The following is a 16190-nucleotide window of genomic DNA, read 5'->3' on the forward strand; positions in this document are numbered from 1 at the left end:
ACCGAGAAACCTCGGCAGTCCTTTTTTATTAAACAGCTGGCGGGAAGAGTTGATCCACTGTTTCTTTCGTTTCCTGGAGGATTTCGTGGATATAATCAGCAGATGCTTGATCCATGCTGCTAAATAAAAGCCGTTCGACAGGCTCAACACCGATAAAACTGAAGACTTCTGTATCAGTTGTCATGTGATGGGAAGGGGGAACGATCATATTGGAATCAAGAAAGGTCCTTGGGGCATCGTGTGTGTTGATAATAACACCTTTTTTGTCCCGAAGCAGATTTTCAATAGCCCCGTGCTCATTTACCTGATAAGCAAATCCCTCCGAAAAGACGCGCTCCACATAGCCCTTTAGCATAGCCGGCAAGCCTGTCCACCATATCGGAAAAATAAACGTCAGGACATCCGCTTGTTGAATAAGCATCTGCTCTGTTTGAATGGCGATCGGCACATCACCGCGTTTGATCGCAGCCTTTTCGGCTATGGTGAGCTCTGGCTGAAAGCCGAGGGCATAGACATCACGAACAGTCACATCATGACCATTGTTCAAAAGAGTGCTCACAACAAGATCTAATAGCGTTTGATTTAAGCTTTGCTGGGGATGAGCAAATATAATTAGATGGTTCATCTCATAGCCTCCTAGGTGGTCATCTGTCTCATTATGGCATGCGCCTGCATCCTATTCAATCCTATATTGGAAATGATAGGTTGGGAAAATAAAAAGCGATCGCTTCCGAAAAACGATCGCTCATGTATGATTTATTTCTTTCTAAAAGCAAGACCAAGAGCAATAAGTGCTACGACTAGAGCGGCAATGGACAGGCCAAGGACAAGTGGTGAGGAAGAAGTGGACGCTGTTTCAGACGCCTTTTCTTCTTTTGGTTTTTCTTGACCATGTGAATCCGTTACGGTATTAGATGCAACAATGTTTGTAATGGAATGAGGTTTATCAGCGTCTTGATCGCCAGTCCATTCAACGACCGTTCCATCTTTATAATATTGATACGCATCCCATGCAGCTTCACCTGCTTTTTCAGGATTTTTTGCCACAAAAACGAATTGTTGGAACTGTCCAGCAAGTACACCATCACCCGTTGCTTCCCAAGTGACTCTTGTCACCTTGCCATCTTTCTCTTCAGTTGTTGTTTTCCAGCCAGGTACTGGCTCGTATTGTTGGAACTCTACGCCTTTAGGCATTGTGATGACAACCTTTGTTGTCGGGCTGTCACTTTCAGAAGGTACTTTTAACGTATAAGTTTCCCAAGCGTTTGTCGTAGACGTATCAGGTTTGACTGTCACGTGCGCACTCACAGGAATCGCCAGTAAAAATGAAGCGAGAAGCATTGGTAATAAAGCTTTAACGTATTTTTTCATGTGATCTAAACTCCTTTTAGTTTCTTCTAATAAATGTGGTATCGATCTTTTCAAAAGAACCAGTCAACGCATGGATGTCAATTTTCCAAGTGCCTTTTTCATTTAATAAGAGATTTTCAGCAGAGAAATGTCCATTTTTTAATCGTTTCAGCTGAAATTCACTCTGGGACTCATCGCCGAACAAGGCAACTTTATGGATATTGGCTGTCACAGATTGAATGTCAGTGATCGTTTGCCCATCCTTCTTTGTAAATGCCACCTCAAATGTATTTTTCCCAGGGGCATTCGGGGTAATGCTCAAGGACACAATGTCACGATGCTCGACCTGATTTGCTCCAAAGAATGGCTCAGGTGCAGGCGGCGGAGGGCTTGGAATATTGGTGAACACAGCCGTTAATAACAAAATAGCAACTCCGATGATCCACTCCGCTCGTAAGGAAATGCTTCGTTTTTGTTTCTTTTCCCACCTCAGCATCAAGTAATGGACAAGTCCAAGAAGTCCCATCAAGATAAATAAACCAAGCTTGATTAAAAACGTTCGTCCGTAAGCTGATTGGAAAAGAGCATCAAACGATTGCAAAATAAAGATGGCATTCACAAATCCTGAAAACACAATGAGTCCAACAGAGAGAAGTGCCCAAGGGTGAAATGCAGTTAATGTACTTCGGATGAGCGGCTGATCCTCATTTGGCAGCTTCTTCAACAATAACAGTACAATGGCAGTTAAACCACCGACCCAGATCGATGCAGAAACGAGGTGAATGAAATCAAGAGACGTTGTCAGTATTTTATTATCTGTTGCTGCTGGATGTCCGATTTGTGCTTTCAGCCAGAGAAGCACTGCGAATAGGAGCAGTGGAAACAACCATACCCGAATAGAAGTAAAATCCCCTTTTTTCATCGCAACTATGCTCCAAATGGTCAGAAGAACAAATGCAGCCATTAGCATTATCCACAAACTACCGCCAGAAGTCGATGCAATGGTTTCTTGTAAAAGCGATGGTTGAAATGCCCCCAGAAAGGACACGTCTGCCGCTGATTTTGTTTGAATCGGCAGCTGGAACACGAGTGCTCCGCCCATCATGATCAGTGACAAAGTCAAAAGCCGTTTCATTCGTTTCGCTAATACAGGTGAAATGGCTGCCCTAAACCAAATCAGTCCAAACAAAATTGTCCCGAGAAATAAACTAAACGACGTATAAAGAAAGGCTTTGTCAATGGTCGAGGCTACATCGATGGATTCATTCGATTGACCTTGATCTAATTGGTCAAATCCTCCATCCGCTTTTCCAATACTAAACGGGATCATGCCAGAGACAGAGTGTCCATCCGCAGATACCGCATTCCACTGAATGGTGTAAATCCCTTTTGGTAAATCCTTTTTTAATGCAGCTTCCATGATCTTTTGATCTTGAATGACCGTATCTCCCTTATCCACACGATCACCCTTTGCATTGAACACCTTAATGGCATGAAATCCGCTTTCGATTCCTTCACTAAATGTGATCGAGACTGAAGGAGGCTGCTGATCCAGCTCTTCATTTGCCGCTGGGTTCGAGCTCACGACGTATGCGTGAGCAAATGCTTCCTTTGGAATGAAAAAAGCGAACATGACCATAAGAAGCAGAAGCCACTTACTATTTTTAAACAAGGTGAATAACCGCCTTTCTACCTATGAAAATGTCTCATGTATCAGAAAGAAAGCGGCAGTAAACTGTGAGTCACAGAAAAAACCGCTCCTCCTATTGTACCGCCCTCTCTAAAAGGTAAACGAAACAAACAGCAAGATGGTTCACTTTTTCTGTGTCGTGTCTGCGCAGACGTTTCTTGAATGAATAGGTTTGATCAATATAAGCCTATTCGATTTAAGAAGAGGAAACAAGAAGTGACCATTTGAAAGTTGTGAAATTCCAATGAATTTTGCGCCAAAACAACGGCATATCAACCTTTTCACCTGTTATAACCTGTGATCTGACAGAGAATTCACATCATTTTTCAATTTTGTCACACACTAAGTGACAAAGTGACGTTTAGTTTCAATTGAAGGGAAAGTGAAAGCGTTTTACGATAGGGATAAGGGCTTCACTGACACTTGTTCTTATATCTTTTGACCTATAAAGCCCTGAATAAAGGGAGAGAAGAAAGGAGTTTTCACAGATGCAGGAAAAAAGCGGATTCCGCGTAAAAGTACAGCGCTTTGGAAGCTATTTAAGCGGTATGATTATGCCGAATATTGGAGCGTTTATCGCTTGGGGACTTATTACAGCTTTGTTCATTCCGAGCGGTTATTTTCCAAATGAACAATTAAATACACTCGTTGGACCAATGATCAACTACTTACTGCCGCTATTAATCGGTTACACAGGCGGTAAGCTCGTATATGACCACCGAGGCGGGGTACTCGGTGCAACCGCTACGATTGGGGTCATTGTCGGTTCGGACATCCCAATGTTTTTAGGTGCCATGATTATGGGACCACTTGGTGGTTATCTGATTAAGAAAATTGATCAGCTGTTCAAAGATCGTATCAGATCAGGCTTTGAAATGCTTGTGAATAACTTCACGGCAGGTATTCTAGGTGCCATTCTTGTCGCAATTGCTTTCTACGCAATCGGCCCAGTGGTACTAGGCCTTAATAAAGCTCTTGCGGCAGGTGTAGACGTCATTGTCAATGCACACTTGCTTCCGCTGGCGAGTATTTTCATTGAACCGGCTAAAGTATTGTTCTTAAACAATGCGATTAACCAAGGAATTTTAGGTCCTTTAGGAGTCGAGCAAGCGGCGAAGACGGGTCAGTCCGTTCTGTTCTTACTTGAAACAAACCCAGGACCAGGTTTAGGTGTTCTACTTGCATACATGTTCTTCGGAAGAGGGAATGCAAAGCAGTCTGCACCTGGTGCGATTATTATTCAATTTTTAGGAGGAATCCATGAAATTTACTTCCCGTACATCTTAATGAAGCCAAAGCTCATTTTGGCTGTCATTGCAGGGGGAGCAAGCGGCGTTCTGACCTTTACACTTTTAAATGCAGGATTAAAGGCTGTGCCATCACCAGGAAGTATTATCGCGCTCATGCTGATGTCTCCAAAAGGCGGCCACCTTGCCGTTCTAGCAGGTGTTGTGGTGGCAGCGATCGTATCCTTCCTTGTTGCTTCTGTGATTTTAAAAGCGTCCAAGGCAGCAGATGAGGATCTAACAGCAGCAACAGAAAAGATGCAAGATATGAAAGGGAAGAAAAGTGCAGCAGCGGCTGCTCTAACTGCACAAAAGGAAGAAGCTCAAGGAAGCGAGCAATCAGCATCTCCGAGTGATGTCAATCCAGATGACGTGAACAAAATTATCTTTGCCTGCGATGCAGGAATGGGCTCAAGTGCGATGGGCGCATCCATCTTAAAGAACAAAGTCAAAAAGGCAGAGCTTGATATTGACGTGACAAACACATCTATCAGCAACATTCCAAATGATGCCGATGTGGTCTTTACTCATAAAGATTTAACAGACAGAGCCAAGGCAATGCTGCCAGGAGCTGTGCATATCTCAGTTGATAATTTCTTAAACAGCCCGAAATACGATGAGCTGATTGAGAAATTGAAAAAATAACATGACGAAACGGGTTGAGTTCAATTTTTCCTTATTGAACTCCCCGTTTTGGTTGTTTTCCTGTTTTCCATTCTAAAAAAGGTGTGTGATCATTTATGAAACAAGTACTTTCAAAAGACAATATTTTTCTAAACGAACAAGCAGGCTCTAAAGAAGAAGCCATTAAAAAAGCAGGCGAAGTCCTAGTGGCTAACGGCTATGTCACAAGCGATTATGTCGACAAAATGTTTGAAAGAGAAAAGATCTCTTCTACATTTATGGGGAACGGGATTGCGATTCCTCATGGAACAGAGGATGCCAAAGCCGCTGTCCTTCATTCAGGGATTTCAATCATCCAAATTCCAGATGGCGTTGAATATGGAGAAGGAAATATCGCCAAAGTCGTATTTGGCATCGCTGGTAAAAACAACGAGCATCTCGATATTCTTTCTCAAATTGCGATTGTTTGTTCAGAAGAAGAAAATGTAGAACGCATCATCCATGCAAAGGATCAGGATGAACTGATCGCCATCTTTAACGAGGTGAACTAACATGAAGGCCCTTCATTTTGGAGCAGGAAATATTGGCAGAGGGTTTATTGGATCTTTGTTAAAAACATCAGGCTTTGAGCTTGTGTTTACCGATGTAAATGAAGCGGTGATCCACGAGCTGAATGAAAGAGGAGAATACACAGTCGAGCTTGCAGCACCAGGTCAGAAGCAAGAAGTAGTAGGTCCTGTTTCAGCGATCAATTCCGTGCAAAATCCAGCGGCATTAACAGAGGCCGTTGCAACAGCCGATTTGATTACAACAGCTGTTGGACCAGCCGTATTGAAAATCATTGCTTCATCTATTGCTGATGGATTAAAACAAAAAAAGCCTGACCATATCGTCAACATTGTTGCGTGTGAAAATATGATTGGGGGCAGCTCTTATTTAAAAGAAGCCGTCTTCTCTCATTTAACAGCAGATGAACAAGAAGCGCTGTCACGTACAGTTGGTTTTCCAAACGCAGCCGTTGACCGCATTGTTCCTATTCAGCACCATGAGGACATTTTGAAAGTATCAGTCGAACCATTTTTCGAGTGGGTCATTGATGAGACGGGCTTTATTGGAGGTGTTCCTCAGATTGACGGAGCGACCTTTGTACAAGATTTGACGCCGTATATTGAGCGCAAACTCTTTACTGTCAACACAGGGCATGCACTAGCTGCTTATGTCGGGTATCAGCAAGGCGTTCAAACGATTAAAGAAGCCGTCGATACACCAGAGATTCGCCAAGTGGTTGAAGGTGCACTTCACGAAACGGGCAGCTATTTAATTGACACATATGGCTTTCAAAAAGAAGAACATGATGCGTATATACAAAAAATCATCAAACGATTTGAAAATGCCTTTATTTCCGACGAAGTGACTCGTGTCGCACGTTCCCCGCTTAGAAAGCTGGGGGCAGATGACCGCTTAATTGGTCCAGCGAAGAAGATCAAACAGCCAGTTTATTTAATCAAAGGCATTGCCGCAGCTTTGGCTTACGACTTTGCCGCAGACGAAGAAGCGGTTCGTTTGCAGGCATTAAGAAAAGAAAAAGGCATTGAAGGTGTGCTAGAAGAAGTATGTGGCCTCACGCCAACAGACGATCTCTATCAAGCCATTCTTAAAGAAATAGCTCGATAACCAGAAAATCCCTTTCCGACGAGTGAAAGGGATTTTTTGATGACTTTTTTAATACTTTACCCCGCTTGACGATATATGAAGTAAGGGGGAATTTGTATATGAAAAGAAAAATGTTTTCGTCAAGAAGTGTCTTTTTTCAATTAATGTCTGCCATTATCGTGATCACGATCTTAACCGGCGGACTTGTTGGAACAACGGGATATTTGTTAGCGAAAAATGTCTTAATTGATGCGGGGAAAGCAGATTTAAAGCACATCGTCAGCGGAGCGATGGCCACACTTGAACAGTTGAATGACCGTGTGGAGAAAAAAGAACTGACGCTTGAACAGGCGCAGGAACAAGCCCGCATTTACTTAAGCGGGCCTAAAAACGACAACGGGAAAGGATACCAATTTCAAAAATCGGATTTTATCTATAAAAATAAAGGCTATCTCGTCGCATATGGAGCGGATTATTCATCACAAGTCCATCCTGTCAACGACATTGGCGTCATCCCGGATAATACGACCAATCGTCAAAAAATGGTCGCTGGAGCCACAGCAAAAGGCGAGTATGCACACTATGTGACCTATCTAGATAAGGACGATGCAACTGGGGAAGAAAAGCAAAAGCTTGCTTATATGAGCCAGTTCACGCCGTGGAATTGGAGTGTAGGCATCGCCGTCTTCCAGGACGAATTTTATAAAGAATTAGAGCAGATGAAGCTCTATATGATTCTCATTACAGCGGGTGTTGCTCTCCTGAGTCTTGGGGTCTTTTATTTGGCTGCGCGAGGAAAAGTCAGACTGCTTAAGCAAGTCACCGCAGCTTCAAAAGAAATTGCGGCGGGAAATATTGAACGCACGAACTTAAAGGAAACAACGGATGAAATCGGACAGCTGGCAAAAGGCTTTAACCATATGTCAGGAGAGCTTAGAACACTTGTGAGCGGTTTACAGGAAACGAGCAGCCAGCTTGTTGAATCAGCGACAGATTTATCGGCGATATCTGAAGAAACCTCAGCCAGCAGTGAAGAGATTGGTCGAGCCATTGGCGACATATCGACCGGAACGCTTCATCAGGCATCTGACCTTGATGCAGCCAATCAACAAATGACCCAGTTCAATCAATCCATCGAAAACGTCAAAGAACAAAGCGATCAAATTAAACGAATTTCTGACCAATCGAATCAATCATCACAGCAGGGCCAGCAAATTGTTCAGCAATTAAAACAATCAAATGAACAATCCATACAGGCATCTCAAGGCATTAGAGCAGGCATCGAGCAGTTAAGTACAAAAGTACAGGATATCTCTCAAATCACAGATACGATTGAAAGCATTTCAAATGAAACCAACTTACTTGCACTGAATGCGAGCATTGAGGCAGCCCGCGCAGGAGAGCATGGCAAAGGCTTCTCGGTTGTGGCGAGCGAAGTACGGAATTTAGCTGAGCAGACAAAACAATCAGCGGTTCAAATTCAGCAAATGATTCAAGGCATTAAAGAAGAAACGACTGCAACAGCCGGCATGATGTCCAACACAATGGATCGTTTTGCAGAGTTAGATGAGGCGGTACACGCAACAGAACATGAATTCAATGCCATCTCTACGTCGATTTCACAAACCATTGTCGAAACAAAAGCGATGACAAAAGAGCTGAACGCACTGCTGGAGCAAAACGATCTCATCACAAAAGCGATGCATGGAGCGGCACATATTTCTCAAGAAAATGCTGCTGCTATTGAAGAAATCACAGCATCTACAGACGAACAAGTGACAGCCATCTCCAATGTGGCCAAGGCAGCAGAAAGACTCAATGAGCTGAGTATGCGATTGAATCAGGATATTGCACGTTATCGTCTATAAATCATTTTGACTGCGTGTCTCGCGTAAGGTAGTATGAAGTTATTGAAACCCTGCTCACAGGATAAAAAAAGGAGTGTTCCGGTCATGAAAAAGAAAATATTGATGTTCTTATCTTGTGGCTATGGATACTCCACTGCTGTTTTCTTTTAGGATAGACAGAAATTGGTGAAGTCTGTCTACATGATGAAGAATCTAGCAGAAAAATCATAGTGAGTGAGGGATCTACATGGAAAAAATCACGAGGAAAAACCCAGAATGTATGCCGAAACCAGTGGGCAATTATAGTCATATCACAAGAGTGCCAAAGGGTGCGAGGTTATTTGTTACATCGGGTCAAGTAGGAACAGATATGGATGGGCAGATACCATCAAGCTTAAACGACCAAGTAACAAATACATTTGAAAATATTAAAAAAGTCCTTGAATCAGAAGGACTGAATGAAGAGCATGTGATTAAGGTCAATATATGGGCAACAGAAGAAATCGACTGGGATCATCTATATCCTCAGTGGGATACGATCTTTAAAACAGCTTACCCATCAATGACGGTTGCTTATGTATCAGCTTTAGGATGGCCTGAGCTGAAAATTGAAATTGAACTATGGTGCGCCGATATTTGATCAAAAAAAGAACAGTGCAAGCTGTTCTTTTTTTCATGAGTATTTATGAAACAGCTTTGATTCGCTTTGTGATCAATCCAGCGAGAAACGTAAAGACTGTGTAGATCATGACCCAAATGAGAAAGGATTCATCCCCGCCAATATAGGTGAACATCAGGATGACACTTGCTAACAACACAATCAAAGTTGGCATCCAAACCTTCTTCAAAAGCAGCGTGCCGAGAATACCAATCAGCACGGAGATGATGGGAAAGCCAAATACAATCAATAACACAAAGACAGCCATATCGCGAACTCCTTTTTATCAAGTGTTTACATCAAAACATATAAGACTGCCGCAGCCATATGTGGAAGTGCAAAGATCATAAAAAGAAAAGCCGTATCAAGACGCCACATGCGGAGCTCTTTTGTTTCAGAGTGATAGGCTGCTCGTGTTTCTTCCCCGTTTGTCCATGCACCCATTAAAAATCCAGACACAACGATCCCAATAATAGCGATCCCACCACTGACAAACCCAATCCACTCATAGTGCTGTAGAATGATAGCGGCACTGCAAATCACAATCATTGAGCAAACACCGGCGAAAAAAGCATGTTTTTTTCTCATTCCGGTTCACTCCCTTCAACAATGACATTAAGAGATGGCATCACATATTTCAATGTAATGACCATCAGGATCAGACACATAAGCGACGGTTTGACCCCATGGTTTTTTTGCGGGTTCTTTGACGATAGGTACCCCTTTTTCTTTCATTGACGCAATCGCTTGATCCACATCGTCGACGACAAAGCCAATCTCAAAGGTTTGAGACGAGCTATTCGCCTCTGGGACAGGTAATCCAAGTGCATCTTTTACATCTTGGCGCGAATTAATGGATAAGGTCACTTCTCCAGTATCAAACTCAACATAGGATTCAACTCTCAATTTAATAGGGAAACCAAGTACATGCTGATAGAAATGAATGCTCGCCTCAACATCGTTTACATATAGAATGGTATATTTCATTTTCATGTGAAAAACTCCTCTCTTCATATACGTGTCAAAACCGGAAAGGTTTCCCACCTATTTTATCATATAGTAAATAAGGCGCATCCAATTCCAAAAAAAACAATATTTTTAGCTAAATAGACTTGAAAATCAAAAAATGGTGAATTATGATAAAAATGTAAAATGAGAAAAAATAGGGGGATTACACATGTTGAAAAAAATCATGGTGGCTGTCTTGTCTTTAGGTCTTTTACTAAGCTTTACACAAGTTGACACTCACACAGCGGATGCAAAGACAGTCAAGTACAAAAACTGCAAAGCACTCAACAAGGTTTATAAAGGCGGAGTGGCGATCAGCAAAAATACGAAAAACAAAGGCGGCAAAACAAAGTACAAGCCTTATTTATCAAAAGCGCTTTACTTAAAAAATAAACACCTTGACCGCGATAAAGACGGCATTGCTTGTGAACGCTAAACACATGTGAAAAGACCTGTAACAAGGTCTTTTTTTCTGTGGGATCATTCTCGTCCCTTTGTGCCATCATCGTCTTTATATTAAAATAAAGATAGTTTCAAAAAATGATACAAAGTGGGGTACTCAATTTGTCAACACAAGCTGATAAGAAAGACATCCGATTGATTGCCATTGATATGGATGGCACACTATTAAATAGTGAGCACGTCATTCCTGAGGAAAATAAACAAGCCATTAAAGAAGCAGAAGCGAAAGGGGTCCATGTCGTCATTAGCACAGGGCGTACGCTGATAACTTGCCGAGAGCTTGTGGAGCCGCTCAAACTCTCCTCCTATCTTGTGACAGCAAACGGAAGTGAGATTTGGGATTCAAATTTTCAGCTGATCGAACGAGATCTGCTCCATCCTGATCACGTCCAAATGATGTGGGATCTAAAAAACAGGTACGAAACCGATTACTGGGCTTCCACTGTGGATAAAGTGTGGAGAGGTGAATTCCCGGATCGAATACATGACCATGAATGGCTAAAATTTGGCTTTGATATTCATGATGATGACGTTCGTGAGGAAGTGCTCAATACATTGAAAACAAATGAGCATCTAGAGATCACAAATTCAAGTCCAACCAATATCGAAGTCAATGCGGCAGGCATTAACAAAGCTGCGGCACTTGCAAAGATAGCAGAACGTATTGGCTGTACAATGGACAACGTCATGTCACTTGGCGACAGCCTAAATGATATGGCCATGATTCAAGAAGCCGGATTAGGAATTGCGATGGGAAATGCGCAAGAAGTGGTGAAAGAAGCCGCTGATTGGATTACGGCTCCTAATACAGAACACGGTGTAGCAAAAGCTATCCAACATTGGGTGCTATCTAAATAAAAAAGCGAGAGGACATCCCCTCTCGCTTTTTTGCTTTCTCCTAGTTCTATTGTTATGTTTTCTGACAATTTCATGTGCAGTCTCTCCAAAGTTGGTATAATCAATATAAATTCGAATATTCGGACTTGTGATTCCGTATTTCGGAACATTAAGGAGGGGTCCTATGTATCAAGTGGATATCAACTGTGATTTGGGAGAAAGCTTTGGTCAATACACAATCGGTGCAGACGAACAAATTCTTGAATATGTCACCTCAGCCAATATTGCTTGCGGTTTTCATGCAGGAGATCCAACGGTGATGAGAAAGACGGTCAGAATGGCGCTAGATAAAGGGGTTCAAATCGGTGCGCATCCAGGTTTGCAAGATTTAGTCGGCTTTGGCAGACGTCCAATGGCCATCTCGGCAGAGGAAGCCTATGATCTCGTCATTTATCAAATTGGGGCTCTATCAGCCTTTCTCAAAGCAGAAGGCGGCAAGATGCAGCATGTCAAACCACACGGTGCTCTCTACAACATGGCGGCTAAAAATACTGAATTATCTGAATCAATTGCGAAGGCTGTATATGATGTTGATCCGAACCTTGTGTTATTTGGTCTGTCTGGCAGTGAACTCGCGTTAGCAGGTGAAAAAATAGGTCTTCAAGTGGCACATGAAGTCTTTTCTGATCGGACGTATCAAATTGATGGGACACTAACGTCCCGCCGCGAACCACATGCACTCATTGAAAAGGATGAGCTGGCGGTCGAGCAGGTCGTTCGTATGGTGCGAGAAGGAAAGGTTCGGACAGTTCAAGGGGAAGATATTCAGCTCAAAGCAGATACGGTTTGCATTCACGGAGACGGCAGCCATGCGCTTCAATTTGCAAAAACCATTACAGCGAAGCTAAAAGAAGCCAATATTCACATCGGGGCCTTTCAATAAAAAACGACATCAAAGGGGGGAACAGCATGAAAACAGAGAAAATCAAAAACATGAAGGCGCCAAAGGGAAACCGGTCTATGCTGATGGGCGCAGCCTTCTTAATGGCTACGTCCGCCGTCGGACCGGGATTTTTAACACAAACAACCGTGTTTACACAGCAGCTTGCAGCTAGCTTTGGATTTGTCATTTTGATCTCCATTCTGTTAGATATTTTTGCACAAACAAATGTATGGCGCATCATTGCCGTCTCAGAAAAACGAGGGCAGGATATAGCAAATATGGTTCTGCCGGGTCTCGGTTATGTGCTAGCTTTTTTGATTGTCATTGGTGGTCTCGCCTTTAACATCGGAAATATCGCCGGTGCTGGTCTCGGTTTTCAGGTCATTTTCGGTGTCGATCCGCGAATCGGAGCAGGAGTCAGTGCTGTCATTGCTATTCTGATTTTCGTGATCAAAGAGGCTGGAAAAGCGATGGATCGTTTCACACAGATAGCCGGCTTTGTCATGATTGCTCTTATGCTGTATGTGGCCATTTCAACCGCTCCACCAGTTGGAGAAGCAGCTGTGAGAACATTTGTCCCAGAGAAAATTGATATTTTGTCGATTGTGACACTTGTGGGCGGAACAGTAGGCGGCTATATCGTCTTTGCTGGTGGTCACCGCCTGCTGGATGCTGGTATTAAGGGGAGGGATGCACTGCCGCAAGTGACGAAAAGCTCCATTTTCGGTATCTTGATTACATCTGTGATGCGTGTTGCTTTATTTTTAGCGGTTCTGGGAGTTGTCTCAAAAGGCTTACAGATTGATCCATCGAACCCGCCTGCTTCAGTTTTTCAACTAGCATCTGGACATATCGGGTATAAAATGTTCGGGATTATAATGTGGGCTGCGGCGATTACTTCGGTCATTGGAGCGGCATACACATCTGTCTCCTTTTTTAAAACCTTCTCGCCAAAAATTGAGCAAAATCAACGCGGCATTATCATCGGATTTATTGCCCTCTCGACCATATGTTTTATTACGATCGGAAGACCTGTGAACATATTGATTTTGGTTGGGGCGATTAATGCAATGATTTTGCCGCTGGCACTTGGAACATTGCTTATTGCGGCTTATAAAAAAGAGATTGTTGGTGATTATCGTCATCCATTCTTTTTGACAGTGTCAGGTGCGTTTGTTGTCGTCATCATGGCTATTATGAGCGGGTATACAATCATGAATGAAATCCCGAAATTATGGAGCTGATTCGGATGAATGCATATCAAACTTGTGAGCCTTCACAGCTTAGGGAGTTGATTCGCAAAAAGGAGATCACAGGACCAACAGCAGGCTTTGCAGAGGGGTTTGCTCAAGCCAATTTAATGATTGTCAAAAAAGAACTTGCCTTTGATTTTCTTTTATTTTGTCAGCGGAATCCGGCTGCATGCCCCTTGCTTGATGTGCTGGAGCCAGGTGATCCAGTGCCAAGGCGGTCAGCGCCTCAAGCGGATATTCGAACGGATTTTCCAAAGTACCGTATTTACCGAAAAGGGATTCTTCAGCAAGAGGTGACAGATATCTCCTCTTATTGGGAGGATGATATGGTTGCCTTTCTCATCGGATGCAGTTTTACGTTTGAGCACGCGCTCATGCTGAATGATATCCCTGTACGTCATATTGAAGACGGTCATAACGTGCCGATGTATGAAACGAATCTTTCCTGTGAACAGGCAGGAGTGTTCCATGGCCCGATGGTTGTCAGTATGAGACCTATTCCGGCGCATCAAGTCACAAGAAGTGTTCAAGTGACGTCTAGATTTCCTTCAGTACATGGTGGTCCCATCCATATAGGTGACCCTGCTGTGATTGGAATCGCAGATGTGGATAAACCAGACTTTGGAGAACCGTCTGTTATGAAAGAAGGAGAAGTCCCGGTGTTTTGGGCATGCGGTGTGACGCCGCAAGCCATTGTCATGCACACAAAACCAGACATTGCGATCACTCATGCACCCGGTCATATGTTCATCACAGACCGAAGAGATCAACAGCTCGGAGTGCTGTAGAAAGAGAGGTGTCCTCAAGTGGCGTTTTCAACGATAAAAGATTCTATCACCTTCCACCCGCTAGGAGATGCAGCGATCGTCATTCAAGCTGGCGCCGACATACGTGAAGAGATTCATGAGCGTGTTGAGCAGCTGTTTGCATGTATTGAACAGCATCCATTTGACGGATATGTTGAAGCCGTTCAGGCCTTTACAAACGTGACGGTTTTTTACGAGCCGTATACCGTTCATCAATCTGCTCATCTTGATCCACATGGCAAGTCTCCATATGAATGGGTCAAAGCCTATATCCAAAAACTTCTTGAAGACAAATGGCAGGAGGGGGTTCACGCAAAGAGCCGCATCGTCGATATTCCTGTTTGTTACGGAGGAGCGCTTGGTCCTGATTTAGAAGAAGTCGCCCGCATCAATGGGTTGACGCCTGAAGAAGTCGTGCGTATTCACACAGCAGGGACGTATCTTGTCTATATGGTTGGATTTGCCCCGGGGTTTCCGTTTTTAGGCGGGCTTTCTGAAAAGATCGCAGCTCCGCGCAGGGAAACACCGAGAATGTCTATTCCGAAAGGGTCTGTGGGCATTGCGGGGAAGCAGACAGGCGTTTATCCGATTTCCACCCCAGGAGGCTGGCAGCTTATTGGACAGACCCCGCTGTCATTGTTTCGGCCGGATGATGAGATACCAAGTCTACTGAAGGCAGGGGATGAGGTCAGATTTGTCCAAATGTCTGAAAAGGAATTTTTCAGCATGAAGGAGGCAGAACGTTGAGTATTCATGTCATCAAGCCGGGGATGTTCACAACCATTCAGGATAAGGGGCGCAAAGGCTATCAGAAGTATGGCGTCTTAACGAGCGGCGGCATGGATCCGCTCTCACTCAGAATCGCCAACATCCTCACCGGAAACCAAGAAAATGAAGCCGTGCTGGAAATGACTTTGATGGGGCCAGGTCCTGTGTTGACGTGTCAGAAGGATCAGCTGATTGCAGTCACTGGCGCTGATGTGGAGATCGATATTGATGGAGAGCCAGCACCTTTATGGAAGCCGCTTTTTATTCGAGCAGGAAGCACCATCATCTTTGGGCCTTGTAAGAGAGGCTGCCGTTCCTATCTTGCTGTGGCAGGTGGATTCGACGTCGAGCCAGTCATGCAGAGCAAAAGTACCTATGTGAGAGCGGGGATAGGCGGACTGAAAGGGCGTACGCTAGAAAAAGGAGACGTCCTGACCATTGGAGAGCCCTCATCAGTAGCAGCTAGCCTGTTTCACATGCTAAAAAGCAAAGAGAAACAAGCGAGATATAGCGCCCCTGATTGGACAGTCAGCCATGCTCATTTCTTGCCGCTGCGGAAATCACCAGTGATTCGGGTGTTGGCAGGCCGACATCTCTCTTATTTTCAGGAAGAATCTCAAACAGCCTTTTTTGAACAGCCCTACCAGGTCACGCCTCAATCAGATCGCATGGGATGCAGATTGAAAGGGAAACCCATTCACTTAAAGCAAAAGCTTGAATTGATTTCAGAAGCTGTTGCCTTTGGCTCTGTTCAAATCCCTCCTGACGGCCAGCCAATTATACTGCTGGCAGATCGCCAAACAACAGGCGGATACCCAAGAATTGGAGAAGTGGCAACAGTAGATCTACCGCTCATTGCGCAGGCGATGCCTGGTGCGAACCTGTATTTTGAGCAAATCGACCATCATGAAGCAGAACAAGCACTATTCAAGCAAGAAGCGGAAATAAGGGAACTGACCGCAAGAGTAAAGCTGGAAGCATTTTCGTTTTAGAAAAGGTGAGGAA

Annotated in this window: 18 protein-coding genes; 12 read left to right on the forward strand and 6 right to left on the reverse strand. The window is 43.8% G+C overall.

Translation table 11 applies throughout. The features are described from left to right. Window positions 1-28: 28 nt before the first annotated feature. The 3 genes from R0K30_RS09195 to R0K30_RS09205 all read right to left on the reverse strand — a co-directional run bounded on the left by R0K30_RS09195 (window position 29) and on the right by R0K30_RS09205 (window position 3022). Window positions 29-625, reverse strand: a complete 597-nt coding sequence (locus R0K30_RS09195) for an NAD(P)H-dependent oxidoreductase (RefSeq protein WP_099726045.1) — start codon at window positions 623-625, stop codon at window positions 29-31. A gap of 131 nt (window positions 626-756) precedes the next feature. Then, on the reverse strand, window positions 757-1371 hold the full coding sequence (locus R0K30_RS09200; protein WP_099726044.1) for a YcnI family copper-binding membrane protein: 615 nt from the start codon (window positions 1369-1371) through the stop codon (window positions 757-759). Between the two features lie 16 nt (window positions 1372-1387). Beyond that, the gene (locus R0K30_RS09205) at window positions 1388-3022 is read right to left on the reverse strand and encodes a copper resistance CopC/CopD family protein (RefSeq protein ID WP_410610256.1); all 1635 of its coding nucleotides are present in this window, start codon (window positions 3020-3022) and stop codon (window positions 1388-1390) included. A 506-nt stretch (window positions 3023-3528) separates the two neighbouring features. Between R0K30_RS09205 and R0K30_RS09210 the strand changes: the two genes are divergently transcribed. The 5 genes from R0K30_RS09210 (at window position 3529) to R0K30_RS09230 (ending at window position 9090) form a co-directional block, all read left to right on the forward strand. Further along, entirely contained in the window at window positions 3529-4971 is a 1443-nt protein-coding gene (locus tag R0K30_RS09210; protein ID WP_410610258.1) for a PTS mannitol transporter subunit IIBC, read from the forward strand. A 95-nt stretch (window positions 4972-5066) separates the two neighbouring features. Beyond that, window positions 5067-5501, forward strand: a complete 435-nt coding sequence (locus R0K30_RS09215) for a PTS mannitol transporter subunit IIA (RefSeq protein WP_099726041.1) — start codon at window positions 5067-5069, stop codon at window positions 5499-5501. 1 nt (window position 5502) lies between these two features. Continuing rightward, window positions 5503-6624 (forward strand): mannitol-1-phosphate 5-dehydrogenase, encoded by a 1122-nt coding sequence (locus tag R0K30_RS09220; protein ID WP_410610261.1) that lies wholly within the window; start codon window positions 5503-5505, stop codon window positions 6622-6624. Window positions 6625-6722: 98 nt separating this feature from the next. After that, window positions 6723-8471: a methyl-accepting chemotaxis protein gene (locus R0K30_RS09225; protein WP_410610263.1), complete on the forward strand. Its 1749-nt coding sequence runs from the start codon at window positions 6723-6725 to the stop codon at window positions 8469-8471. A gap of 226 nt (window positions 8472-8697) precedes the next feature. Next, on the forward strand, window positions 8698-9090 hold the full coding sequence (locus R0K30_RS09230; RefSeq protein ID WP_410610265.1) for a RidA family protein: 393 nt from the start codon (window positions 8698-8700) through the stop codon (window positions 9088-9090). Between the two features lie 43 nt (window positions 9091-9133). Here R0K30_RS09230 and R0K30_RS09235 read toward each other — a convergent pair whose 3' ends face one another. The 3 genes from R0K30_RS09235 to R0K30_RS09245 are packed head-to-tail and all read right to left on the reverse strand — an operon-like array spanning window position 9134 to window position 10101. Continuing rightward, window positions 9134-9376 carry a DUF2651 family protein gene (locus tag R0K30_RS09235; protein WP_099726037.1) on the reverse strand — a complete coding sequence of 81 codons (243 nt, stop codon included), beginning with the start codon at window positions 9374-9376 and terminating at the stop codon, window positions 9134-9136. A gap of 26 nt (window positions 9377-9402) precedes the next feature. Next, window positions 9403-9696 (reverse strand): DUF5316 family protein, encoded by a 294-nt coding sequence (locus R0K30_RS09240; protein WP_099726036.1) that lies wholly within the window; start codon window positions 9694-9696, stop codon window positions 9403-9405. 27 nt (window positions 9697-9723) lie between these two features. Continuing rightward, window positions 9724-10101, reverse strand: coding sequence for a VOC family protein (locus R0K30_RS09245; RefSeq protein ID WP_099726035.1), 378 nt, complete (start codon window positions 10099-10101; stop codon window positions 9724-9726). Window positions 10102-10285: 184 nt separating this feature from the next. On the opposite strand from R0K30_RS09245, the gene R0K30_RS09250 reads away from it, so the two are divergent. The 7 genes from R0K30_RS09250 (at window position 10286) to R0K30_RS09280 (ending at window position 16177) form a co-directional block, all read left to right on the forward strand. After that, entirely contained in the window at window positions 10286-10552 is a 267-nt protein-coding gene (locus R0K30_RS09250) for an excalibur calcium-binding domain-containing protein (protein WP_410610268.1), read from the forward strand. A 104-nt stretch (window positions 10553-10656) separates the two neighbouring features. After that, window positions 10657-11436, forward strand: coding sequence for a Cof-type HAD-IIB family hydrolase (locus R0K30_RS09255; RefSeq protein WP_370461130.1), 780 nt, complete (start codon window positions 10657-10659; stop codon window positions 11434-11436). Window positions 11437-11599: 163 nt separating this feature from the next. Continuing rightward, the gene (locus tag R0K30_RS09260; RefSeq protein WP_099726032.1) at window positions 11600-12358 is read left to right on the forward strand and encodes a LamB/YcsF family protein; all 759 of its coding nucleotides are present in this window, start codon (window positions 11600-11602) and stop codon (window positions 12356-12358) included. A gap of 26 nt (window positions 12359-12384) precedes the next feature. After that, the gene (locus tag R0K30_RS09265) at window positions 12385-13602 is read left to right on the forward strand and encodes an NRAMP family divalent metal transporter (protein WP_230031296.1); all 1218 of its coding nucleotides are present in this window, start codon (window positions 12385-12387) and stop codon (window positions 13600-13602) included. A 5-nt stretch (window positions 13603-13607) separates the two neighbouring features. Next, entirely contained in the window at window positions 13608-14399 is a 792-nt protein-coding gene (locus tag R0K30_RS09270) for a putative hydro-lyase (RefSeq protein ID WP_099726030.1), read from the forward strand. Window positions 14400-14417: 18 nt separating this feature from the next. Further along, a complete protein-coding gene (gene pxpB, locus R0K30_RS09275; RefSeq protein ID WP_230031297.1) occupies window positions 14418-15164 on the forward strand; it encodes a 5-oxoprolinase subunit PxpB in 747 nt (248 codons plus the stop codon). Next, window positions 15161-16177: a 5-oxoprolinase subunit C family protein gene (locus R0K30_RS09280; RefSeq protein ID WP_410610273.1), complete on the forward strand. Its 1017-nt coding sequence runs from the start codon at window positions 15161-15163 to the stop codon at window positions 16175-16177. The genes pxpB and R0K30_RS09280 overlap by 4 nt, the downstream gene beginning before the upstream one ends. The last annotated feature ends 13 nt before the right edge of the window (window positions 16178-16190 follow it).

The organism is Bacillus sp. SIMBA_154 (assembly GCF_046536015.1).
Lineage (GTDB): Bacteria > Bacillota > Bacilli > Bacillales > Bacillaceae > Bacillus > Bacillus pumilus_P.